At 60.6% G+C, this 20930-nt stretch carries 19 protein-coding genes; 6 read left to right on the top strand and 13 right to left on the bottom strand.

The features are described from left to right. Window positions 1–21 precede the first annotated feature (21 nt). From creC to rloA2, 3 genes are read right to left on the bottom strand one after another with little or no spacing between them, the layout of a single operon-like run. Window positions 22–1449 carry a two-component system sensor histidine kinase CreC gene (gene creC / locus HCU66_RS08625; RefSeq protein ID WP_205888080.1) on the bottom strand — a complete coding sequence of 476 codons (1428 nt, stop codon included), beginning with the start codon at window positions 1447–1449 and terminating at the stop codon, window positions 22–24. Beyond that, window positions 1449–2129: a two-component system response regulator CreB gene (gene creB / locus HCU66_RS08620; RefSeq protein ID WP_205888079.1), complete on the bottom strand. Its 681-nt coding sequence runs from the start codon at window positions 2127–2129 to the stop codon at window positions 1449–1451. Before creB ends, creC begins: the two co-directional genes overlap by 1 nt. 59 nt (window positions 2130–2188) lie before the next feature. Then, entirely contained in the window at window positions 2189–2695 is a 507-nt protein-coding gene (rloA2, locus tag HCU66_RS08615) for a retropepsin-like aspartic peptidase RloA2 (RefSeq protein WP_205888078.1), read from the bottom strand. 344 nt (window positions 2696–3039) lie between these two features. Here rloA2 and HCU66_RS08610 point away from each other — a divergent pair, with 344 nt between their 5' ends. Then, entirely contained in the window at window positions 3040–3924 is an 885-nt protein-coding gene (locus tag HCU66_RS08610) for an acyltransferase (protein ID WP_205888077.1), read from the top strand. A 1-nt stretch (window position 3925) separates the two neighbouring features. Here the strand turns inward: HCU66_RS08610 and HCU66_RS08605 are convergent, their stop codons facing one another. Beyond that, window positions 3926–4552 (bottom strand): DUF2780 domain-containing protein, encoded by a 627-nt coding sequence (locus HCU66_RS08605; RefSeq protein WP_205888076.1) that lies wholly within the window; start codon window positions 4550–4552, stop codon window positions 3926–3928. A gap of 227 nt (window positions 4553–4779) precedes the next feature. Here HCU66_RS08605 and HCU66_RS08600 point away from each other — a divergent pair, with 227 nt between their 5' ends. After that, entirely contained in the window at window positions 4780–5130 is a 351-nt protein-coding gene (locus HCU66_RS08600) for a hypothetical protein (RefSeq protein WP_205888075.1), read from the top strand. 72 nt (window positions 5131–5202) lie between these two features. On the opposite strand, the gene fdhA is transcribed toward HCU66_RS08600, so the two are convergent. The 8 genes from fdhA to HCU66_RS08560 form a co-directional block, all read right to left on the bottom strand. Then, a complete protein-coding gene (fdhA, locus tag HCU66_RS08595; RefSeq protein WP_007936430.1) occupies window positions 5203–6402 on the bottom strand; it encodes a formaldehyde dehydrogenase, glutathione-independent in 1200 nt (399 codons plus the stop codon). A 198-nt stretch (window positions 6403–6600) separates the two neighbouring features. Beyond that, on the bottom strand, window positions 6601–7458 hold the full coding sequence (purU, locus tag HCU66_RS08590; protein ID WP_205888074.1) for a formyltetrahydrofolate deformylase: 858 nt from the start codon (window positions 7456–7458) through the stop codon (window positions 6601–6603). A gap of 137 nt (window positions 7459–7595) precedes the next feature. Then, window positions 7596–8228: a sarcosine oxidase subunit gamma gene (locus HCU66_RS08585; RefSeq protein ID WP_205888073.1), complete on the bottom strand. Its 633-nt coding sequence runs from the start codon at window positions 8226–8228 to the stop codon at window positions 7596–7598. 129 nt (window positions 8229–8357) lie between these two features. Then, window positions 8358–11375: a sarcosine oxidase subunit alpha gene (locus HCU66_RS08580; protein WP_205888072.1), complete on the bottom strand. Its 3018-nt coding sequence runs from the start codon at window positions 11373–11375 to the stop codon at window positions 8358–8360. Further along, window positions 11372–11701, bottom strand: coding sequence for a sarcosine oxidase subunit delta (locus HCU66_RS08575; RefSeq protein ID WP_008008142.1), 330 nt, complete (start codon window positions 11699–11701; stop codon window positions 11372–11374). The genes HCU66_RS08580 and HCU66_RS08575 overlap by 4 nt, the downstream gene beginning before the upstream one ends. A 14-nt stretch (window positions 11702–11715) precedes the next feature. Beyond that, on the bottom strand, window positions 11716–12966 hold the full coding sequence (locus HCU66_RS08570; protein WP_007936415.1) for a sarcosine oxidase subunit beta: 1251 nt from the start codon (window positions 12964–12966) through the stop codon (window positions 11716–11718). Between the two features lie 23 nt (window positions 12967–12989). Next, a complete protein-coding gene (glyA, locus tag HCU66_RS08565) occupies window positions 12990–14243 on the bottom strand; it encodes a serine hydroxymethyltransferase (RefSeq protein WP_205888071.1) in 1254 nt (417 codons plus the stop codon). Between the two features lie 169 nt (window positions 14244–14412). Continuing rightward, the gene (locus HCU66_RS08560; protein ID WP_205888070.1) at window positions 14413–15129 is read right to left on the bottom strand and encodes a TraX family protein; all 717 of its coding nucleotides are present in this window, start codon (window positions 15127–15129) and stop codon (window positions 14413–14415) included. A 127-nt stretch (window positions 15130–15256) separates the two neighbouring features. Between HCU66_RS08560 and HCU66_RS08555 the strand changes: the two genes are divergently transcribed. The 3 genes from HCU66_RS08555 to HCU66_RS08545 all read left to right on the top strand — a co-directional run bounded on the left by HCU66_RS08555 (window position 15257) and on the right by HCU66_RS08545 (window position 18120). Further along, on the top strand, window positions 15257–16297 hold the full coding sequence (locus HCU66_RS08555; RefSeq protein ID WP_205888069.1) for a threonine aldolase family protein: 1041 nt from the start codon (window positions 15257–15259) through the stop codon (window positions 16295–16297). Window positions 16298–16546: 249 nt separating this feature from the next. Next, window positions 16547–17080 (top strand): REP-associated tyrosine transposase, encoded by a 534-nt coding sequence (locus tag HCU66_RS08550; protein WP_205888068.1) that lies wholly within the window; start codon window positions 16547–16549, stop codon window positions 17078–17080. 215 nt (window positions 17081–17295) lie between these two features. Next, the gene (locus HCU66_RS08545) at window positions 17296–18120 is read left to right on the top strand and encodes an SDR family oxidoreductase (RefSeq protein ID WP_205888067.1); all 825 of its coding nucleotides are present in this window, start codon (window positions 17296–17298) and stop codon (window positions 18118–18120) included. Window positions 18121–18188: 68 nt separating this feature from the next. Here the strand turns inward: HCU66_RS08545 and gbcB are convergent, their stop codons facing one another. Next, a complete protein-coding gene (gene gbcB / locus HCU66_RS08540) occupies window positions 18189–19289 on the bottom strand; it encodes a glycine-betaine demethylase subunit GbcB (protein WP_205888066.1) in 1101 nt (366 codons plus the stop codon). Window positions 19290–19571: 282 nt separating this feature from the next. Here gbcB and gbcA point away from each other — a divergent pair, with 282 nt between their 5' ends. Then, window positions 19572–20867, top strand: a complete 1296-nt coding sequence (gene gbcA, locus HCU66_RS08535) for a glycine-betaine demethylase subunit GbcA (protein WP_018928791.1) — start codon at window positions 19572–19574, stop codon at window positions 20865–20867. The last annotated feature ends 63 nt before the right edge of the window (window positions 20868–20930 follow it).

The raw sequence follows: 20930 nt of genomic DNA, 5'->3' as shown, positions 1-20930 counted from the left end.
AGCTGCCGAAGGCTGCGATCTTTAACGGTCTGCAGGCAACCGCAAACTCACCAGTACACCGCCGTCGACGTTGCCGATACTCATAGCACCGCCATGCAACTTGACCACTTCCTCTACGAAGTTCAGCCCCAACCCGGTGCTTTTGCGCCCACTGTCCGGACGCGGCAGTGAATAGAAGCGCTCCCCCAGGCGCGGCAACGCATAGTCGGGAATCGCCTCGGCCTGGTTGAACAGCCTGAACTCAACCTGCTCACCGACTCGTTCGGCGTTGAATCGCAGCACGCCCTGAACCGGGGTGAAGTCCAACGCATTCTCCAGCAGATTGCCCAGCGCCTGGCGCAACAGGAACGGCTCGCCGAGCAGGTTCAGATCCGCTGCGATGTGCAGTTCCACACGCAACTGCTTGCCTTCGATTCGTGCAGCCTGCGCGCTCAACAGTTCTTCCACCAAGCCTGCCAATGGCACCGCCACCCGCTCCTCCAGCCCTTGACGTTGCTCAACCTGCGCCAGGTTCAACAGGCGTTCGATCAACTGCTGCATGCGCGCACTTTCGCTGTCGATGTTGCTGACGAAGCGCTGCTGCTGGGCCGGCGGCATCTCGCCTTGCAGCAACTCCGCCGCGCCACGAATCGCCGCCAGCGGGCTTTTCAATTCATGGGTCAGGGTGTGTACATAACGCTCGACGTAAGCCTTGCCTTCAAGCTGGGTGCGCATCTGCTCCAGCGCCGTGGCCAGTTGCTCCAGCTCGCCGCCACGGTAATGCGGCACCTCGACCCGCCGGCCTTCGCTGACGGCTTGGGCATAAGCCGTCAACCGTCGCAGCGCCGCGCTCAGCCACCAGGACAATAACGCGCCGAACAACAGACCGAGGCCGATCAGCCCGGCGCCATACGCCAGCAATCGCCGTTCGGTGCGATCAACATACGGCTGCAACGAACTGTTGGGTTTGGCCACCGTCACCACGCCGATGATCTGGCCGTTGTCGCGAATCGGTGCGCCGACGTGCATCACCGACGAGTTCGAGTCATCCGGGCTGCTGCGCGTCGAACGGGCGCCGTATTCGCCACGCAAGGTCAGGTAGACGTCGTTCCAGCGCGAATAGTCCTTACCCACCGCCGTGCCGCTGGAATCCAGCACCACAATGCCTTTGGCATCGGTGACATAAATGCGGTGGTTGACCTGATTCTTCGCCAGGCCCCAGATCTTCGCCTTCGGTTGCCGTTCGCCGTAAGCCTTGAGCAACTCGGGCCAGCGGTTCTGGCTGAGGGTGCCGGCCTTGAAGTCGTCGCGCAGGATCTCGGCCATCAGGTTGGCGGTGTCCACCAGGGTTTCTTCGGTGGACTGGCGCACACCGGGGCGGATTTCTTCCATCACGGTGTTGAGCACAAAGTAGCCGGTCAGGCCGATGAACAGCACGTAGACCAGAAAAATCCGGATCCCCAGTGACATCAGCTGTGCCCCGGGCTGTAGCTGTAGCCGAGGCCACGGTGGGTCTGGATCGGCTCGGCGTCGGCCTTCACCAGGCGCAATTTGGCGCGCACGCTCTTGATGTGGCTGTCGATGCTGCGCTCGTAACCGGCATCGGCGGCCACGCCCAGCGCATCGAGCAATTGCTCGCGGCTGAAGACTCGCTCGGGTTGTTCCAGCAGGCATTGCAGCAAACGAAACTCATGGCGAGTCAGGCTCAGGGGCTGGTTGCGATAGCTGATCTGCACCCGTTCGCCGTCGATGCGAAACAGCGCCGAGGCCACCTCCGCCACCGGTCGTGGCGCCATGCGCTTGAGAATCGCCCGAACCCGCGCCGCCACTTCCCGGGGGCTGAACGGTTTGACCACATAGTCGTCGGCACCGATTTCCAGGCCCACCACGCGGTCGATCTCGGCGTCACGGGCGCTGAGGAAAATCACCGGCACTTCGCTGAAACGCCGCAACTGCTTGCAGGTTTCGAAGCCGCTGATGTCCGGCAGGCCGATGTCGAGAATGATCAGGTCGGCCGGCGTGACGCGCTGATGCTCCAGCGCCGCCGCGCCAAGGCTCAACCAGGTGGTGGTGAACCCCTCGCCCTGCAAGGCGAAAATCAGGGTGTCGGCAATCGCCGCTTCGTCTTCGACAATCAGGATATGAGGCATGGCGTCCGAGCCCGCTAGTTAAGTGGGCGAACGGTGCCCCAAGGCTGATTCGCCGTCAATCAGCAGTCGGGTTTGTCGGCCGTGAAACGCCGCGCCGGATTCACCGCCGCACCGAATTCACGCAGGGCTTTGGCGCCGATCAGCAGCGGGTAATTGAAGCTGCTGCGGTCGGTGAGGTTGACCTCAACGGTGCGCTTGACGTTGCCCAGGCACAATTCCAGGTCGACCACCGGCCGCTTGGTCACTTCGCTCGCTTCCTTGTCTTCATCCTCTTCATCGGCGCGGCTCTTGATCTTGCTGATCCGCGCGACCTTGTGTTCATAGACCTTGTTGCTCGCACCTTTGGTGGCGAGGCGAAAGCGCACCCACTCGTCGCCGTCGCGGGTGAAGGTCTCGATATCCTTGGCCGACAGCGACGCGGTCAGGGCGCCGGTGTCCATTTTGGCCTTGAGGACTTCGCCGCCGATTTCCGGCAGCGCGATGTATTCGTAACGCCCGTACAGGGTCGGCTCGGCGGCCAGAACCGGCAGGGCCACGAGGGTAAGCAGTGCAAGGAGAGATTTCACGTAAGGAGTTTCCTTGGAGAGTGGGCAGCGGGATTTTAGACCGTTGTCTNGGTAAGCAGTGCAAGGAGAGATTTCACGTAAGGAGTTTCCTTGGAGAGTGGGCAGCGGGATTTTAGACCGTTGTCTGGATGATCGTTCCCACGCTCTGCGTGGGAATGCCTCATGTGACGCTCTGCGTCACGCTTTGGGGACGCGGAGCGTCCCGGGCTGCATTCCCGCGGAGCGTGGGAACGATCGGCACGAGGAGGTTACTGGTGCCAACGTGAAACATTCGTCGTCAGCGATTTGGCCTGCCACCTGAAGCTGCTTATCATGGCGCGCCCACACGCTTTCAAGAGTGACCTATGCGCCGCCTGCTCACCGGCTGTCTCGTTACCCTGCTGCTGTTGCTCAACACCCTGGTCCTGTTCGGGCCATTGATGGTGTCCGCGCTGCTCAAACTGCTCCTGCCCGGGCGCTTTCGCGATTACGCCTCGGAGGCGGTGATGTGGATTGCTGAAACCTGGGCCGAAATCGACAAGCTGATCTTTCGGCTGTGCATCCCCACCCAATGGGACATTCGCGGCGGCGATGAGCTGCGCCGCGACACCTCGTATCTGGTGATCGGCAACCATCAATCCTGGGTCGATATCCCGGCGCTGATCCAGGCACTTAACCGACGCACACCGTTCTTCAAATTTTTCCTCAAGAAAGAACTGATCTGGGTGCCGTTCCTGGGCCTGGCCTGGTGGGCGTTGGACTATCCGTTCATGAAGCGCTACACCAAGGCGTTTCTGGCGAAGAACCCGGAGCTGGCCGGCAAGGACCTGGAGATCACCAAACAAGCCTGCGAGCTGTACAAGCGCCAGCCGGTGACGGTGGTCAACTATCTGGAAGGCACCCGCTATACCGCCGTGAAAAGCGCCCAGCAGCAGTCGCCGTTCACCCACCTGCTCAAGCCCAAGGCGGGCGGCGTGGCGTTCGTGCTGGCGGCGATGGGCGAACAGCTGGACGCCATTCTCGATGTGACGGTGGTGTACCCGCAGCTGAAGATTCCGGGATTCTGGGATTTGATCAGCGGCAACGTGCCCAGGGTGATCATCGACATCCACACACGTGAACTGGACCCGGTGCTGTGGCAAGGCGATTACGAAAACGATCCGGCGTTTCGCGAAACGGTCCAGAACTGGGTCAACCAGCTCTGGATCGAAAAGGATCAGCGCATCAAGGTACTACGCGCCGGGGGCTGACTCAGCTACCGGCGCCAGTGCCGGTGCCGGTGCCCCAGATCCCGCCAAGATTTTGCAGCAGCGAACCGGTGACACCTTGCTGACCGAGGTATTGCAGGATCACCGGGGCAAACAGGCCGACCATCCCGGTGTCCATGCCCAGGGCGCTGAACGCATTGTTCAGGTCCTTAGTGTCCTTGACGTTGCCCAACAAACCATCGAGCAACGCATTCTTGTCCGAACCCGCGCCGAGCAGCCCACCCAACCCGTTCAGGCCACCGATGGCGCTATTGCCGGCGATCTGAGCGAGACCCGGCACGTTTTTGCTCAGTTCGGAGAAGTCCTGGCCGCTGAGCTGATTCCTCGCCAGCCCCAGCATCGCCCCCGCACCGCCGATGGCCTGTTCCGGGGTGACGTCGAGCTGCGAGCCCAGGGTATTGAGCAAACCGGCGGCCTTAGGCGCTGCCGCTACGATGCCATCAACATCATCGGCCTCGACACCTTCCTCGTCTTCCTCGCCCTGCATCGCCGAAACCGCTTTGGCCGCATCAACGAGACTGAACTGTGCAAAGGCCGGGCTGGCGGTCAGCGTCGCCAACGAAGCGACAGCCATGAGCGATGCCAGTGCAAAACCGCGTGAAACTTTCATCCAGACATCCTCTTGTGCCATGAAAACCGCTTGGTAACGAGCGGTAAAACTGCCGATTTGACCGGGCATACGCTGGCATGTTCCTCGTCTTGGCTGCTTATTTCGCATTCGCATAAACAGACACTGCAGCGATTCAAAACCAACATAAAAAACTATCAAATCTGACAGTAGGCACAAGAAGAAAACCCCATCAGCATTGGCACTCCAATTACGTAATGGAGTACACAATGATGCAAAGCAAAATTGCGGTGGGTATGTTTGCAATGATGGCGCTGATAGGGAATGTTTATGCGGCAGACATCAACGATTGCCCTAAAGTAAGCGACATCAAATCATCGCCTTATACAAGCAGCGATAAGAATATTCCTGCCCCTTTCAATGAAGGTTACAAATACTCCGCGACCGCCAATGGCAAAACATGGACCGGCGTCACAATGGCTACCAACGATGATTATCTGGCCCCAAAATACGAACTGAAAGCCGAAAGCAATGATGGCTCCATCTGCAGCTACGGCGGCAAAACACTAGTAGAGAACGGCGAGACCGCTGTTCCTTATTTGAAGCTCAAGGCAAGCTAATACCAAGTGACTTTTACTGAGTACACTTTGATCCATATGAAAACGGGCGACCCTTGGGTCGCCCGTTTTTATTTACGCCGCACTAAACAACTTATGCGGATCAATCACAAACTTCTTCGGCACGCCCGCATCGAACTCGCCATAACCCCGTGGCGCGTCATCCAGGCTGATGACTTCCACACCCACGATGTCGGCAATCTTGATGCGGTCCCACATGATCGCCTGCATCAGCTGGCGGTTGTACTTCATCACTGGCGTCTGGCCGGTGTGGAAGCTGTGGGATTTGGCCCAGCCCAGGCCGAAGCGGATGCTCAGGCTGCCCATTTTCGCGGCAGCGTCCACTGCACCCGGATCTTCGGTGACGTACAGGCCAGGAATACCAATTTTGCCAGCGACGCGAACCACGCCCATCAGCGAGTTGAGTACGGTGGCCGGAGCCTCGTGCTTCACGCCGGCATGGCCGTGACCGCGAGCTTCGAAGCCTACGGCATCGACGGCGCAGTCCACTTCCGGTTCGCCCAACAGTGCAGCGATTTGTTCGTGCAGTGGGGTGTCCTGAGACAGGTCGGCGATTTCGAAGCCCTGTGCCTTGGCATGGGCCAGGCGGATCGGGTTGACGTCACCGACGATCACCACCGCAGCGCCCAGCAGGCGAGCGGAAGCGGCAGCCGCCAGGCCAACCGGGCCGGCGCCGGCGATGTACACGGTGCTGCCAGGGCCAACGCCGGCAGTCACTGCGCCGTGGTAACCGGTGGGCAGGATGTCGGAGAGACAGGTCAGGTCACGGATTTTTTCCATGGCCCGGTCGCGATCCGGCAGTTTCAGCAGGTTGAAGTCGGCATAGGGCACAAACGCGTATTCGGCTTGGCCACCGGTCCAGTCACCCATGTCGACATAACCATAGGCACCGCCCGGACGCGCCGGGTTAACGCTCAGGCACACGCCAGTATGTTGCTCTTTGCACGAACGGCAACGGCCACAGGCAACGTTGAAAGGTACCGACACCAAGTCGCCGATCTGCAGGTTCTCGACACCGCTGCCCTTCTCGATCACTTCACCGGTGATCTCGTGGCCCAGCACCAGACCGGTCTGAGCGGTGGTACGACCGCGCACCATGTGCTGATCGGAACCACAGATGTTGGTGGAAACTACGCGCAGGATGACACCGTGCTCGATCTTCCTGCCGCGCGGGTCCTGCATTTTGGGATAGTCGATTTTCTGTACTTCGACCTTGCCAGCGCCGAGATATACCACACCACGATTGCCAGACATGCTTTCACCTCGCTGTTGTTTTTATGTAGCAGTCGCGTTGCCATGGAGCGGCAGCGCGTTGATTGCTCGGGTTTATTGCCTGTGTGTATTTGTGTTGTTTGGGAGGGCCTCTTCGCGAGCAAGCTCGCTCCTACAGGGGTACGCAATCAACTGTAGGAGCGAGCTTGCTCGCGATGGGCTGCGCAGCGGCCCCAAAATCTAAAGAACGACGGTTCTATTGGCGTTGAGGAATACCCTTCGCTCAATGTGATACCCCACCGCCCTGGCCAACGTCAGCCCTTCGATATCCCGCCCTTTGGCGATCAGGTCTTCGGGATAGTGGCTGTGATCCACCGCTTCCACGCCCTGGGCGATGATCGGACCTTCATCCAGATCGTTATTGATGTAGTGCGCCGTGGCGCCGACCAGTTTCACGCCCTTGTTGTAGGCCTGGTGATACGGCTTGGCGCCTTTGAAACCCGGCAGCAGGGAGTGGTGAATGTTGATCGCCTTGCCGTCGAGTTTGCGGCACAACTCCGGTGACAGAACCTGCATGTAACGGGCAAGGATCACCAGTTCGGCGCCGGCCTCTTCGATCACCTGCCAGACCTGACGCTCCTGTGACGGCTTGTCGTTCGGGTCCAGCGGGAAATGGTAGTACGGAATCTGATGCCAGTCGGCCAACGGTTTGAGGTCCGGGTGGTTGGAGACCACGGCAACCACGTCCATCGACAACTGGCCGATGCGCTGGCGGTAGAGCAAGTCGTTGAGGCAGTGATCGGCCTTGGAGACCATGATCACTACTTTGGGCCGGTAGTTCGGCGGGGTCAGCTCGAAGATCATCCCGAAGGCTTCACCACGCTCGGCCAGACCTGCGCGGAAGGCTTGTTCGTCGAAACCGTCGGGCTGACGAAATTCCACGCGAATGAAGAAACGGCCCGAGAGCCGGTCATCGAAGGAATGGTGCTCGGTGACGTAGCAGCCCTGCTCGAACAGAAAGCGGGTCACCACATCCACGGTGCCGAGGACGCTGGGGCAGTCGGCGGTCAGAATCCATGTGTCTGGGGCGCGGCTCATAGTGGTGTTTCTCCTCTGATCGTTCCCACGCTCTGCGTGGGAATGCCGCCATGGACGCTCTGCGTCCGCTCTTGGGACGCGGAGCGTCCCGGGATGCATTCCCACGCAGAGCGTGGGAACGATCATTACGATCAATCTCAAGCCTGAACGCTAAGCCCGTACTCGGCCGACGCATCCTGCAACCACAACCACCAGTAATCCGAGAAACTGCGGCGAATCAGCAGTTCCCAGGTGTCTTCGGCGGTATGACGGATCACCAGTTGCGACTTGGCGAACACCGTGCCGACAGCCTTGCCCACCGGGAAGTTGTTGGGGTGCACGTCGTAGCTGGTGGATTTCATCAGCACCTGACGCACGTTCGGGCCGCTGAGTTCGAGGAGCTGCTGGCCACCGCTGACGTTGACGATCTGGATGTGCAGGTCGCCCAGCGCTTCACGGAGTTTTTTCTCGGCGGCGAATTCTTCACCGGTCGGCACGATCAGCAGCCATTCATCCGGCCCCATCCATTGCAGGCTGGTTTCGCCTTTGACGATAACAGTCAGTGCACCCGGCAATTCGATGCCAAGCGCCTTGTGCACACCGGCTGCGAAAGCTGCATCGTGGCCATCGCCACGGATGGTCAGGTGACCAAGGAATTTTTTCTCGCGCACGGTCACGCCGGCGTTCTTGCGACCCTTGCCCACCAGGCTGGCGAGGTCTGCGTGATGCAGCGACGACTCGGCCTTGGCCCCGGTGGTTGGGCGTTGTTGGTAAACGTTGGCTGCGGTCATAAAGCACCTGTCTTGAATTGATCGTTCCCACGCTCTGCGTGGGAATGCCGCCATGGACGCTCTGCGTCCGCTCTTGGGACGCTCTGCGTCCCGGGATGCATTCCCACGCAGAGCGTGGGAACGATCGACTTACACGTTCTGGCGATCGCCTTTCGGATCGAAGAACACCGAAGAAACGATTTCCGCCTCGATCACGCTGCCGTCGGCCAGCGGTGCGAACACCCGCTCACCCATGCGCTTCAAGCCGCCTTTCACCACGCCCATGGCAAACGAATAGCCAAGGGAGTTGTGCAGGTAACTGGAAGTCACGTGACCCACCATGGTCATCGGGATGGTTTGCTTGGTGTTGAACACCAGTTGCGCACCTTCGGGCAGCCATTTGGTCGGATCGATCGGCTTCAGGCCAACCAGCTGCTTGCGCTGATCACGCACACAGTCTTCGCGGTTCATGCCACGCCAGCCGATCCACGAGAACGGTTTGGTGCGACCGACACACCAGCCCATGTTCAGGTCGTCCGGGGTCATCGAGCTGTCAGTGTCCTGACCGACGATGATGAAGCCCTTCTCGGCCCGCAGTACGTGCATGGTTTCAGTGCCGTACGGAGTCAGGTTGTACTGCTTGCCGGCCTCGACGATCTTCTCGAGCACGCCCATGGCGTAGTCGGCCTGCACGTTGACTTCGTACGACAGCTCACCGGTAAACGAAATCCGGAAAATCCGCGCCGGCACACCGCCGACCAGCGCTTCTTTCCAGGTCATGAACGGGAAGGCTTCGCTGCTCAGGTCGGCGTCGGTGACTTCGCTGAGCAGCTTGCGGCTGTTCGGCCCCGACAGGGTCATGGTTGCCCAGTGATCCGTCACGGACGTGAAGTACACCTTCAGGTCTGGCCATTCGGTCTGATGGTAGATTTCCAGCCATTGCAGCACGCGCGCAGCGCCGCCGGTGGTGGTGGTCATCACGAAATGGTTGTCGGCCAGGCATGCCGTCACGCCGTCGTCGAACACCATGCCGTCTTCTTTACACATCAGGCCATAACGGGCCTTGCCCACGTCGAGCTTGGTCCAGGCGTTGGTGTAGATGCGGTTGAGGAACTCGCGGGAATCCGGGCCCTGGATGTCGATCTTGCCCAGGGTCGAAGCGTCCAGCAGGCCGACGCTGTCGCGCACGGCTTTACATTCGCGTTTGACGGCGGCATGCAGGTCTTCACCGTTTTTCGGGAAGTACCAAGGACGTTTCCACTGACCGACGTCTTCGAACTCGGCACCGTTTTTCACATGCCAGGCGTGCAGCGCGGTGTAGCGCACCGGCTCGAAGATGTGCCCACAGTGACGACCGGCCACGGCGCCGAAGGTGACCGGCGTGTAGTTCGGACGGAACATGGTGGTGCCCATCTGCGGGATGGTCACGTTCAGCGAACGGGCGGCAATGGCCAGGCCGTTGACGTTGCCGAGCTTGCCCTGATCGGTGCCGAAGCCCAGTGCGGTGTAGCGTTTGACGTGCTCGACCGACTCGAAGCCTTCGCGGGTCGCCAGTTCGATGGCGGCCGCGGTGACGTCGTTCTGCAGGTCGACGAATTGCTTCGGCGCACGGGCAGTGGCTTTTTCGTGAGGCACCTGGAACAACGCCAGCGTCGGCTCTTCCAGACGGCTCAGGGCTTTGGGCAGTGCGCCTTCGACCACGCTGAAACCGGCTTCGCTGGCCGCGCGAGCACCGCCTTCAAAACCATCGGCCAACGAATCGCCGAGGCCATAAACGCCGTTGATGCCACCGACGCACACGCGTTTCTGCGGTGCTTCGCCCGGTACGAAACCGAGGATGTCTTCACGCCAGATCGGCTTGCCGCCCAAGTGCGACGCCAGGTGAACCACCGGGCTGTAACCGCCGGAACTGGCAATCAGGTCGCAATCGAGCCATTCGCCAGGGCTGGTCACGGTGTGGGCTTTTACGTCAATCGCGGCAACACGGGCAGCGGTCACGCGCTTGCTGCCACGAGCCTCGATCACGGCGCTGCCGGTCAGGATGCGGATGCCTTTGGCGCGCGCTTCTTCCACCAGCGCACCGCGAGGGTTGCTGCGGGCATCGGCGATGGCCACCACTTGCAGGCTGGCGTCGAGCCAGTCCAGGGCAACGCGGTAGGCGTGGTCGTTGTTGGTCGACAGCACCAGTTTCTTGCCCGGTGCCACGCCGTAGCGACGTACGTAAGTCGACACAGCGCCGGCGAGCATGTTGCCCGGCACGTCGTTGTTGCCGTAAACCAGTGGACGCTCGTGGCTGCCTGTCGCCAGCACCACACGCTTGGCGCGGACACGGTGGATGCGCTGACGCACCTGGCCGATCGGGGCGCGGTCGCCGAGGTGATCGGTGAGGCGCTCGTGGATGGTCAGGAAGTTATGGTCGTGGTAACCGTTGACCGTGGCGCGCGGCAACAGCAGCACGTCCGGGGTGTTTTTCAGCTCGGCGATGACGCTGGCAACCCACTCGGTGGCAGGCTTGCCGTCTAGGCTTTCGCGGGAGTCGAGCAGACTGCCGCCGAACTCTTCCTGCTCATCGGCCAGGATCACACGGGCACCGCTGCGGGCAGCCGCCAGTGCAGCCGCCAGACCCGCAGGGCCAGCGCCGACGATCAGCACGTCGCAGTGCTGGTTCATGTAGTCGTAGGTGTCCGGATCGTTCTCGGTTGGCGAACGGCCAAGACCTGCAGCCTTACGAATGTACTTCTCGTAAGTCATCCAGAACGATTGCGGATACATGAAAGTTTTGTAGTAGAAGCCCGGCGGCATCAGCTTGCCGCCGACCTTGCCGAGAATCCCCATCATGTCGTTGTTCACGCTCGGCCAGCCGTTGGTGCTGGTGGCGACCAGGCCTTGATACAGCGCTTGTTGCGTGGCGCGTACGTTCGGGATCTGCGTGGCTTCGGTCGCACCGATCTGCAGCACGGCATTCGGCTCCTCGGCACCGGCGGCGAAGATGCCGCGCGGGCGCGAGTACTTGAAGCTGCGGCCGATGATGTCGACACCGTTGGCCAGCAATGCAGCGGCCAGGGAATCGCCTTCAAAGCCTTTGTAGACCTGGCCGTTGAAGGTGAAGCTCAACACTTTGTTACGGTCGATGCGTCCGCCGTTGGACAGGCGATTGATCTGGCTCATACCTTCTCTCCCAGAGCCGTGGCGGCCGCTTTCGGGCTGTCGGTCTTGTCGGTGAACTGCGGCTTGGCGCCGATCTTGTAGGTTTCGAGAATCTCGTAGGTCACGGTGTCACGGGTGACGTTGAAGTACTGACGGCAACCGGCGACGTGATCCCACAGTTCGTGGTGCAGACCGCGAGGGTTATCGCGGAAGAACATGTAATCGCCCCACTCCTCGTCGGTGCAGCTGTTCGGATCCAGTGGACGCGGGATGTGCGCCTGGCCGGATGCATGGAATTCCTCTTCGGAGCGCAGTTCGCCACAGTGAGGACAGAAGATATGCAACATAGGGATTTCTCCTGTTAGTGGGCGACTGCTGCAGCGCCGTGTTCGTCGATCAACGCACCGCTGTGGAAGCGGTCGATGGAAAATGGTGCAGCCAATGGGTGCATTTCACCCTTGGCCAGGCTGGCGGCAAACACGTTGCCCGAGCCAGGTGTGGCCTTGAAGCCACCGGTGCCCCAACCGCAGTTGAAGAACATGTTTGGTACCGGAGTCTTCGAGATGATCGGGCAGGCATCCGGCGTGGTGTCGACGATGCCGCCCCACTGACGATTCATGCGTACGCGCGACAGCACCGGGAACATCTCGACGATGGCCTGGATGGTGTGCTCGATCACCGGGTACGAGCCACGCTGGCCGTAGCCGTTGTAGCCGTCGATACCGGCGCCGATCACCAGGTCGCCCTTGTCGGACTGGCTGATGTAACCGTGCACGGCGTTGGACATGATCACGCTGTCGATAATCGGCTTGATCGGCTCGGACACCAGCGCTTGCAGCGGGTGCGATTCGATCGGCAGACGGAAACCGGCGAGTTTGGCCATGTGCCCGGAGTTACCGGCAGTCACCACACCGACGCGCTTGGCGCCGATGAAGCCCTTGTTGGTTTCAACACCGATGCACACACCGTTTTCCTTGCGGAAGCCGATCACTTCGGTCTGTTGGATCAGGTCCACGCCCAAGGCGTCGGCGGCGCGGGCAAAGCCCCACGCCACGGCATCGTGACGGGCCACGCCGCCGCGACGCTGGACGGTGGCGCCCATCACCGGGTAGCGGGTGTTCTTGGAGCAGTCGAGATACGGAATCTCGTCCGCCACTTGCTTGGCATCGAGCAGTTCACCATCGACGCCGTTGAGGCGGTTGGCGCTGACCCGACGCTCGGAATCACGAATGTCCTGCAGGGTGTGGCACAGGTTGTAGACGCCACGCTGGGAGAACATCACGTTGTAGTTCAGGTCCTGGGACAGGCCTTCCCACAATTTCATCGCGTGTTCGTACAGGTGGGCCGATTCGTCCCACAGGTAGTTGGAGCGCACGATGGTGGTGTTGCGCGCGGTGTTACCGCCGCCCAGCCAGCCTTTCTCGACCACGGCCACGTTGGTGATGCCGTGTTCCTTGGCCAGGTAGTAGGCGGTCGCCAGACCGTGCCCGCCACCGCCAACGATGACCACGTCGTAGACCTTTTTCGGGGTCGGCGTGCGCCACATGCGCTGCCAGTTTTCATGGTGGCTGAGGGAGTGTTTGAAGAGGCCGAAGCCCGAATAGCGTTGCATAGTCATTTACTCCAAAACCGCGCTCAGCGATAAACCGGGAAGTCCGCGCACAGGGCTGCCACATGCTTGGCGACATTGGCCTCGACATCGGCGTCGCCGAGGTTGTCGAGGATGTCGCAGATCCAGCCAGCCAGCTCAACACACTGGGTAACCTTGAAGCCGCGAGTGGTCACCGCCGGGGTGCCGATACGCAGGCCGGAGGTCACGAACGGCGACTGTGGATCGTTCGGGACAGCGTTCTTGTTCACGGTGATGTGGGCGCGACCGAGTGCTGCGTCCGCCTCTTTGCCGGTGAGACCCTGACGGATCAGGCTGACCAGGAACAGGTGGTTATCGGTACCGCCGGACACTACATCGTAGCCGCGTTTGATAAATACGCCGGCCATGGCCTGGGCGTTGTCGATCACTTGTTGCTGATAAGCCTTGAAGCCAGGCTCCAGTGCTTCCTTGAAGCACACGGCTTTGCCGGCGATGATGTGCATCAGCGGGCCGCCCTGGGCGCCCGGGAACACCGCGGCGTTGAGCCTCTTCTCGATTTCTTCGTTGGCCTTGGCCAGGATCAGGCCGCCACGTGGACCGCGCAGGGTCTTGTGGGTAGTGGTGGTGACCACGTCGGCGTACGGCAGCGGGTTCGGGTACAGACCGGCAGCGACCAGACCGGCAACGTGGGCCATGTCGACGAACAGCAGGGCACCGACCTTGTCGGCGATCTGGCGGAAACGCGGGAAGTCGAGGGTCTTGGAGTAAGCCGAGAAACCGGCGACGATCATTTTCGGTTTGCATTCAACAGCCAGGCGTTCGACTTCATCGTAGTCAATCAAGCCGGTTTTGGTGTCGATGCCGTACTGCACCGCGTTGTACAGCTTGCCCGAGGACGACACTTTGGCGCCGTGGGTCAAGTGGCCGCCGTGGGCCAGGCTCATGCCCAGAATGGTGTCGCCGGCTTGCAGCAGGGCCAGGTAAACGGCGCTGTTGGCCGAAGAACCGGAATGCGGCTGCACGTTGGCGTAATCGGCACCGAACAATTGCTTGGCGCGTTCGATGGCCAGGGCTTCGACCTTGTCGACGTGCTCGCAGCCACCGTAGTAGCGCTTGCCCGGATAGCCTTCGGCGTATTTGTTGGTCAGGCCGCTGCCTTGCGCTTCCATCACGCGTTTGCTGGTGTAGTTTTCCGACGCGATCAGCTCGATGTGATCTTCCTGGCGTTGCTCCTCGGCATTCATCGCCGCCAGCAGTGCATCGTCGTAACCCTGGATCTGGTCTTGCTTGCTGAACATCGCGTCTCTCCCAGCGGCGGCGGTGCGCCTTTCGTCTCGGTGAGGCACTGGCGTTTCGGCAGTGCCCTTTGATAGCGATGGTATGACCGGCGCAGACAGGCCAAATGCCTATGGACGCCACGCAAAGGTGCGTTTACGACATAACTCGCGAGAGCGCCCCTGCAGGAGCTCATGTGATCAGGTGGCGCAGAGCCAGAAGTGCGAGGAAATGCGCGGGATAGAGCGCGTAGGCCCAGCGGCGCATCGGCGGTGGCTGGATACCTTGGGCGTGTCGCAATAGCAGCAGGCCTGCTAACGGCGCAATCAGACAAGCGGCAATGCCGAAGATCGCCGCGCCGCTGCCGAACCGGGCGGCGCAATACAGCACCTGCCACTGATTGGCTGCCAGGCACACCAGCCCCGGCAACAGGCTGAAATACCAGGGCCGGTGGATCACCAGCAACATCGCCAGCGGCAACAGCACGCCGAAGAAACCGAACATCAGTCGTTGCGGGAATAATGCCGCCAACACCAAGGCACCCATCGCTAACAGTCGCGATTGCGGCGTCCCGTGCTGCCAGCCACGAGCCACCAACAACCCCAGCACCAACGTAGGCAACACGTTTAGGGTGTTGTGATCAGGGATGTACATCCGATACGGAATTTCGCTCAGGGCACTGAATAGCAACAACCAACCGAGGTAGCGCCACTGGCCGTCGGTCGTCACTGCGCGGGTACGCGACAGGTTCGCCGCCATCGCCAGACAGAACCACGGAAACGCCAGCCTGCCCGGAACATAAAGGAAATCGACGGAATAACCGACATATCGAAGGTGATCGAGCACCATGCTCAGCAGCGCCAGCCACTTGAGCAGATCCAGTGCACCGTCCCTCTGCGTCATGTGCATAATTGCCCGGCGTCCTTGTAATTTTCTGACAGTGACATCCCGTGTGCTCCCCGGACGATCTTCGGTAAAGTGCGCACCATCATTGACCAACGAAGCGCCACAAGCGCCTCGATCACGGAAGCAGGCCATGACCGACAAGAGCCAACAATTCGCCAGCGACAACTATTCCGGTATCTGCCCTGAAGCCTGGGCCGCCATGGAACAGGCCAACCACGGCCACCAGCGCGCTTACGGCGACGATGAATGGACCGCACGCGCGTCCGATCAATTTCGCAAACTGTTCGAAACCGACTGCGAAGTATTCTTCGCCTTCAACGGTACCGCAGCCAACTCCCTGGCCCTGTCGTCGCTGTGCCAGAGTTACCACAGCGTGATCTGCTCGGAAACTGCCCACGTCGAAACCGACGAATGCGGCGCGCCGGAGTTTTTCTCCAACGGTTCCAAGTTGCTCATCGCCCGCACCGAAAACGGCAAGCTGACCCCTGAATCGATCCGCGAAATCGCCCTCAAGCGCCAGGACATCCACTACCCGAAACCACGTGTCGTCACCCTGACCCAGGCCACCGAAGTCGGCAGCGTGTACACACCGGAAGAAATCCGCGCCATCAGCGTCACCTGCAAGGAACTGGGCTTGAACCTGCACATGGACGGCGCCCGTTTCTCCAACGCCTGCGCGTACCTGGGCTGCTCGCCAGCCGACCTGACCTGGAAGGCCGGCGTCGACGTGCTGTGCTTCGGCGGCACGAAAAACGGCATGGCGGTGGGCGAAGCGATCCTGTTCTTCAACCACAAACTGGCCGAAGACTTCGACTATCGCTGCAAACAGGCCGGTCAACTGGCCTCGAAAATGCGCTTCCTCTCCGCCCCCTGGGTCGGGATTCTGGAAAACGACGCCTGGCTCAAATATGCCCGCCACGCCAACCACTGCGCGCAGTTGCTGGCCGAACTGGTGAGCGACATTCCTGGCGTGGAACTGATGTTCCCGGTGCAGGCCAATGGCGTGTTCCTGCAACTGTCGGAGCCGGCCATCGCCGCGCTGACGGCCAAGGGCTGGCGCTTCTACACCTTCATCGGCAACGGCGGCGCGCGATTCATGTGTTCGTGGGACACCGAAGAAGAACGCGTGCGGGAACTGGCGGCGGATATTCGGGAAGTGATGGCAGCCTGACGCCCCCACCGATCGTTCCCACGCTCTGCGTGGGAATGCCTCATGGGACGCTCCGCGTTCCCGCCTCAACGCCGACGCAATGCCCAGCACCGCAGTGACGCAGAGCGTCCCGAGCTGCATTCCCACGCAGAGCGTGGGAACGATCACCATGACGCATCGCAATTTCTTACTCACTCTGCGGCGCTATCCTCTAGCCCCCCTTACGCAACCCCGCTCACCCTAGTCATTCCCCCGCAAAGGAATGCATCCATGGGTCGAAGCCGCTACACCATCACCGAACCCGACAAACCCCATTTCCTGACCTGCACAATCATGGAATGGCTGCCGCTGTTCATCCGCCCCTACATTGTCGATCACCTGCTCAACTGCTGGCGCCACCAACAAACTCATCAGAACCTGCAGCTGTATGGCTATGTGATTCTGGAAAATCATTTGCACTTCGTCGCCGAAGCTCCAGACCTGGGCAAATGCCTCAGCCAGTTCAAATCCTTCACCGCCCGTCAAATCATCGATGACCTGCAAAGCAAAGGTGCCGAACGCGCCTTGCAACGACTGCGCTTCAGCAAACGGGCTCATAAGAAGGATCGGGTTTATCAGCTGTGGCAAGAAGGCTCGCACGCGGAAATGGTGTACAGCGAAACGGTGATGCGCCAAAAGCTCGATTACATCCATTACAACCCGGTGAAACGGGGCTACGTGGATTTGCCAGAGCATTGGCGCTATTCCAGCGCGAGAAACTACGCAGGGATGGAGGGACTGATCGATATCCAGCGTTGGTGCTGAGCCCCCCATCTGATCGTTCCCACGCTCTGCGTGGGAATGCAGCCCGTGACGCTCCGCGTCACTATGGCACCGGGCACTAGCGGTGAAGCAGGAACGCGGAGCGTCCCGAGAGGCGTTCCCACGCAGAGCGTGGGAACGATCACGCCCTGAAAGACTTCGTCTACATTGATTGACGAGCGTTTCGATCCGCTCAGATAACAATCAGGAGCGTACGCATGTCATTACAAGGCAAAACCCTGTTCATCACCGGCGCCAGTCGCGGGATCGGTCGTGAGATTGCGCTGCGGGCTGCGCGGGATGGGGCCAATATCGTGATTGCCGCGAAAAGCGCCGCCCCTCACCCCAAACTGCCCGGCACGATCTTCAGCGTGGCGGCGGAAGTCGAAGCCGCGGGTGGCAAGGCGCTGGCCCTGGAGGTGGATGTGCGCGATGAAGCCATCGTGCGCCAGGCCATGGCTGACGCCAGCGAGCATTTCGGCGGCATCGACGCACTGGTCAACAATGCCGGGGCGATCAAGCTGACAGGGGTGCAGCACATCGAACTCAAGCGCTTCGACCTGATGCACCAGATCAACACCCGTGCCGTGCTGCTGTGCAGCCAGGTCGCCCTGCCCTATCTGAAAAAAACCGGCGGCCACATCCTCAACCTGTCGCCACCGCTGAACCTGGCCCCCAAGTGGTTCGCCCAATACAGCCCCTACACGGTGACCAAGTACGGCATGAGCATGCTGACCCTGGGCATGAGCGAGGAATTCGCCGCCTACGGCATCAGCGTCAACTCCCTATGGCCGCAGACCATGATCGCCACGGCTGCCATCGAATTTCAGCTGGGGTCGCGCGAGTCGTTCAAGCATGCCCGCACACCGGCGATCATGGCGGAGGCCGCCCACGTCATTCTCGACAGCAGTGGCCGAAGCATTACCGGTCGGTTGCTGATCGATGAGGAAATTCTGCGCGAACAGGGTGTAACCGAGTTTGATCACTATCGGTTTGAGCCGGACAGCGACGCGCCGCTGATACCGGATCTGTTCATTGATTGATCTACCCATGCCCCGCAGGAGCTGCCGAAGGCTGCTCCTGCAGAGGTGATTGAGCGATCATCGAGCGATCAATACTCGATCCGCACGTCACCCTTCGGCACGCTGCAGCACGACAGGATGAACCCTTCGGCTTCGTCTTCCTCGGTAATCCCGCCGTTGTGTTCCATTTCCACTTCGCCGGCAAGCTTCATCACCTTGCAGGTGCCGCAGATGCCCATGCCGCAGGCCTTGGGAATCATCAGGCCCAGTTTGGCGGCAGCAGCGTGGACGGTTTCGCCCGGGGCCACGCGGATGCTCTTGCCGGAGGCGGTGAACTCCACTTGGTGCAGGTCGGCGGCGTCGATTGCGGGAGCGTCGGCCGCTTGTTCAGCGTGCTCCTCTGCATCGGCGATAGCCTCTGGCGGTGTGGCGCCGAAGGACTCTTCGTGGTAGTGCTTCATATTGAAGCCAGCGTTCTCGAGCAAGCGCTTGACCGCGTTCATGTAGGGCGTCGGGCCGCAGCAGAACACTTCCCGCTCAAGGAAGTCCGGGACCATCAGTTCGAGCATCTTGTGGTTGAGATAACCGCGGTAGCCGGCCCACGGCTCACCGAAACCATGCTTCTCGCAGATCAGGTGCAGGCTGAAGTTTTCGATCCGCGCCGCCATGTGCTCCAGCTCGCGGTGATAAATGATGTCTTTGGGCGAGCGGGCGCTATGGATGAACGCCATATCGACATTGCCGTTGGTATCGAAGAACCAGCGCGCCATGGACATCACCGGGGTGATGCCCACGCCGCCGCTGAGGTACAGCACTTTCGGGTTCGGAAAGTCGATGGCGTTGAACAGCCCGACCGGGCCGTGCACCGCCAGTTCGTAGCCTTCATGCAGGGTGTCATGCAACCAGTTCGAGACCTTGCCGCCCGGCACGCGCTTGATGGTCACCGAAAAGCTGTATGGCACCGACGGCGAACTGGAAATGGTGTAGGAGCGCATGATCGGCACGCCGTCGATCTCCAGCTCCAGGGTCACGAACTGCCCGGGCTTGAAGAAGAACATGATCGGCTGGTCGGCCATAAAGCAGAAGGTGCGCACATCCCAGGTTTCCTGGATGACTTTGACGCAACGGACAATGTGTCGACCATTGGCCCAGGTCTGGGTGGTTACCGGGTTCAGGAAGTTATTGGACATGCTGATCTCCACGGCCGACTACCGGCCTTTATGTTGGCGATTCTGCGTATAGCGCAGCCCCGCCATTTACCTATCTGCGACATTCACATACTTATCGCGACCAGCCCCCAATTACCGGGGGTTGCGCGTCGGGAACAGATTGGGCCATGTCGCCCATGGATAAGGTTCTGGTGCGCGCCGGCCCCACACTCGCCCCATACCAAGACACAACCTTTACACCTTGCGTAGCAAACCTGATCAGCCACTTTCGCGGCCACGCAGATGGCCTTGAGGAAACACATGATGGACGTCACCACTACCCTGAGCCTGGGCGATCCACTGGAACCCGCACGCAAGGCCACCGCGCAGATGCTGCAAGAGCGCGAGCGCACTTTTTCGCTGCCGCAGCCGTTTTACTCCGATGAGCGGCTGTTTGATATCGACATGCAGGAAATCTTCCAGAAAGAGTGGTTGATCGCTGGCATGACCTGCGAGATCCCGACCAAGGGCAACTACCTGACCCTGCAAGTCGGCAAGAACCCGATCATCGTGATTCGCGGCGCCGACGGTGTGGTGCATGCGTTCCACAACGTCTGCCGCCACCGCGGTTCGCGGCTGTGCACCAGTGAAAAAGGCAAGGTCGCCAAACTGGTCTGCCACTACCACCAGTGGACGTACGAGCTGGACGGTCGCCTGCTGTTCGCCGGCACCGAAATGGGCGCCGACTTCGACATGAAGCAATACGGCCTCAAACCGGTGAATGTGAAAACCGCCGGCGGCTACATCTTCATCAGCCTGGCGGAAAACCCGCCGGCCATCGATGACTTCCTGTCGACGCTCAGCCATTACATGGAACCGTACGACATGGAGAACACCAAGGTGGCGGTGCAAACCACCTTGATGGAAAAGGCCAACTGGAAACTGGTGCTGGAAAACAACCGCGAGTGCTACCACTGCGGCGGTTCACACCCGGAATTGCTGAAAACCCTGCTCGAATGGGACGACGTCACCGACCCTCGTGCCGACCAGGCCTTCAAGGACCACGTAGCCGCCTCCGCCGCTGCCTGGGAAGCCGAGAAGATCCCTTACGCCCACGCCAGTTTCGGCCTGCGTAACCGTATCGTGCGCATGCCGCTGCTCAAGGGCACCGTGTCGATGACCATGGACGGCAAACAGGGCTGCGCCAAACTGATGGGCCGGATCAAGAACCCGGATCTGGGCTCGATGCGCATCCTGCACCTGCCGCACTCGTGGAACCACTGCATGGGCGACCACATCATCGTGTTCACCGTGTGGCCGATCAGCGCCCAGGAAACCATGGTCACCACCAAGTGGATCGTGCACAAGGACGCGGTCGAAGGCGTGGACTACGACGTGGAGCGCATGCGCCAGGTCTGGGACGCCACCAACGACCAGGACCGTCGCCTGGCCGAAGAGAACCAGCGCGGGATCAACTCCACCGCGTACCAGCCAGGGCCTTACTCCAAGACCTATGAGTTCGGTGTGGTGAACTTCGTGGACTGGTACAGCGAGCGGATGCTGAACAACCTCGGGGCCGAGCCTGCGCCTTACCTCAAAGGCGTTCCTGTCCAAGGCTGACCTGTCACTCTGATTGATCGTTCCCATGCGCAGCAAAGGAATGCCTCAACGGACGCTCTGCGT

The sequence above is a fragment of the Pseudomonas frederiksbergensis genome, assembly GCF_017114915.1.
Lineage (GTDB): Bacteria > Pseudomonadota > Gammaproteobacteria > Pseudomonadales > Pseudomonadaceae > Aquipseudomonas > Aquipseudomonas frederiksbergensis_I.
This window is presented reverse-complemented; position numbering and strand designations above follow the sequence as displayed.

Excerpts from the sequence above, each read along its gene's own strand:
- creC (WP_205888080.1), bottom strand. The coding sequence starts at position 1,449 with ATGTCACTGGGGATCCGGATTTTTCTGGTCTACGTGCTGTTCATCGGC.
- creB (WP_205888079.1), bottom strand. The coding sequence starts at position 2,129 with ATGCCTCATATCCTGATTGTCGAAGACGAAGCGGCGATTGCCGACACC.
- HCU66_RS08610 (WP_205888077.1), top strand. The coding sequence starts at position 3,040 with ATGCGCCGCCTGCTCACCGGCTGTCTCGTTACCCTGCTGCTGTTGCTC.
- HCU66_RS08605 (WP_205888076.1), bottom strand. The coding sequence starts at position 4,552 with ATGAAAGTTTCACGCGGTTTTGCACTGGCATCGCTCATGGCTGTCGCT.
- HCU66_RS08600 (WP_205888075.1), top strand. The coding sequence starts at position 4,780 with ATGATGCAAAGCAAAATTGCGGTGGGTATGTTTGCAATGATGGCGCTG.
- fdhA (WP_007936430.1), bottom strand. The coding sequence starts at position 6,402 with ATGTCTGGCAATCGTGGTGTGGTATATCTCGGCGCTGGCAAGGTCGAA.
- purU (WP_205888074.1), bottom strand. The coding sequence starts at position 7,458 with ATGAGCCGCGCCCCAGACACATGGATTCTGACCGCCGACTGCCCCAGC.
- HCU66_RS08585 (WP_205888073.1), bottom strand. The coding sequence starts at position 8,228 with ATGACCGCAGCCAACGTTTACCAACAACGCCCAACCACCGGGGCCAAG.
- HCU66_RS08580 (WP_205888072.1), bottom strand. The coding sequence starts at position 11,375 with ATGAGCCAGATCAATCGCCTGTCCAACGGCGGACGCATCGACCGTAAC.
- HCU66_RS08575 (WP_008008142.1), bottom strand. The coding sequence starts at position 11,701 with ATGTTGCATATCTTCTGTCCTCACTGTGGCGAACTGCGCTCCGAAGAG.
- HCU66_RS08570 (WP_007936415.1), bottom strand. The coding sequence starts at position 12,966 with ATGCAACGCTATTCGGGCTTCGGCCTCTTCAAACACTCCCTCAGCCAC.
- glyA (WP_205888071.1), bottom strand. The coding sequence starts at position 14,243 with ATGTTCAGCAAGCAAGACCAGATCCAGGGTTACGACGATGCACTGCTG.
- HCU66_RS08560 (WP_205888070.1), bottom strand. The coding sequence starts at position 15,129 with ATGCACATGACGCAGAGGGACGGTGCACTGGATCTGCTCAAGTGGCTG.
- HCU66_RS08555 (WP_205888069.1), top strand. The coding sequence starts at position 15,257 with ATGACCGACAAGAGCCAACAATTCGCCAGCGACAACTATTCCGGTATC.
- HCU66_RS08550 (WP_205888068.1), top strand. The coding sequence starts at position 16,547 with ATGGGTCGAAGCCGCTACACCATCACCGAACCCGACAAACCCCATTTC.
- HCU66_RS08545 (WP_205888067.1), top strand. The coding sequence starts at position 17,296 with ATGTCATTACAAGGCAAAACCCTGTTCATCACCGGCGCCAGTCGCGGG.
- gbcB (WP_205888066.1), bottom strand. The coding sequence starts at position 19,289 with ATGTCCAATAACTTCCTGAACCCGGTAACCACCCAGACCTGGGCCAAT.
- gbcA (WP_018928791.1), top strand. The coding sequence starts at position 19,572 with ATGGACGTCACCACTACCCTGAGCCTGGGCGATCCACTGGAACCCGCA.